This window comes from Maritalea mobilis, assembly GCF_019800885.1.
Taxonomy (GTDB): domain Bacteria; phylum Pseudomonadota; class Alphaproteobacteria; order Rhodobacterales; family Rhodobacteraceae; genus Roseibacterium; species Roseibacterium beibuensis.
This window is the reverse complement of sequence record NZ_JAHVKE010000012.1, coordinates 1-1,233: the sequence shown is the minus strand read 5'-3', so window position 1 is coordinate 1,233 and position 1,233 is coordinate 1. Positions and strand designations below refer to the sequence as shown.

Sequence of the window (1,233 nt, the reverse complement as noted above, 5' to 3'; positions counted from 1 at the left end):
TTCCCTCGCGGCACACGGGATCTCTTCCCAGCCGACGTGCGCGTGTCAGATGTCGTGGATGCGGTCATGACCGCTCACCCCGCCATCGCACCGTACTTCTTCAAGGGCATCGGCCATCGCTGCCAGTTCCACGAAAGCCAGATCATGGTTGAGATCCTGACGATCATTCTCGGGATGAAGAGCATTGGGGGCGTAGCGCTTCCCATCCACGATGCCGTCCTCGTCCCCACCTCGGCTCAACGCATCGCCACCAACGTCATGACCTACACCTTCCGGCGGAGGACAGGGCTGGAGGCTGTGGTGGATGTCCTCACGTCTCACGATCTGGAGGACCCACTCCCCACCGCTGCATGATCCCCATCAGCTGCCACTGGAGGGATACAGGGAGGGATACCTATAGGGAGGAGGAGGGGGAGGGACACATCACTATCACAACAGGCAACTCCCCATAGGGGGACCCGTAAGGGCCACCTGCTGAACAGGGGACCCGTAAGCGATACCTGGTGGGACCTCCTCCTTTCCCGACCTCCATCAATAGCCCCAAGATGTTTCAGGGGGCGCATGTCTGAACGGCTCACCTATCCCATGCGTTTTGTCATCCTCCCCCATAGGGAGGGGTGGCGCTCTCAGCCGCTGTCAGCTCATCCGATACAGGCACTTGGACAGATCGATGTGAGTACGCCCCCGGGAACCGCATTGGATCGATGGTGTGGTTCCGTCTTCCAGTGTCTTGGTCAGTTCTTTGGGTCTCAGGAGCAGCTGCCGGCAATTAGGGACCACCATGGCATATCGCACCATTCCAGCTCAGAAAGGATCCATCATGAGCAACCACCTGACCGAAAACGACACCTTCACAACCGATGATGACGAATTGACAGAACTCTCAGTCAGCATCGAAATCTGGCTGCACCGCGATGTCGTGACTGTGGAAATGAGTGACTACACGAAGAACGAGAGTGAAGAACACTGCATACACCCTGAGTTGCTATCGCCATTGCTGAAGAACCTGGGACGGCTCATTACGGAAGATCGCTATCAAACAAACACTGAGCAAGTTCTGCACTAAATAGCTTCGGTGGGCGGCGTTCATGAACCCGTCCACCACCCAGCTGACCCTGATGGACAGCCGTAGACCGGATCGTAGACCATTTCGCGCCTCTTGACCGGTCGACACTCTCGCGGCTACCCCTTGATTTGCTGAAGGGAACCTTGTCGAGGGTGCCTGTAACGGGA

Annotated in this window: 1 protein-coding gene and 1 pseudogene; both read left to right on the top strand. The window is 57.3% G+C overall.

From position 1 onward, the window contains the following. A pseudogene (locus tag KUV65_RS17995) lies at positions 1-354 on the top strand (hypothetical protein); the annotation flags it as partial. Positions 355-820: 466 nt separating this feature from the next. Then, positions 821-1,066: a hypothetical protein gene (locus KUV65_RS17990; protein WP_222192116.1), complete on the top strand. Its 246-nt coding sequence runs from the start codon at positions 821-823 to the stop codon at positions 1,064-1,066. The last annotated feature ends 167 nt before the right edge of the window (positions 1,067-1,233 follow it).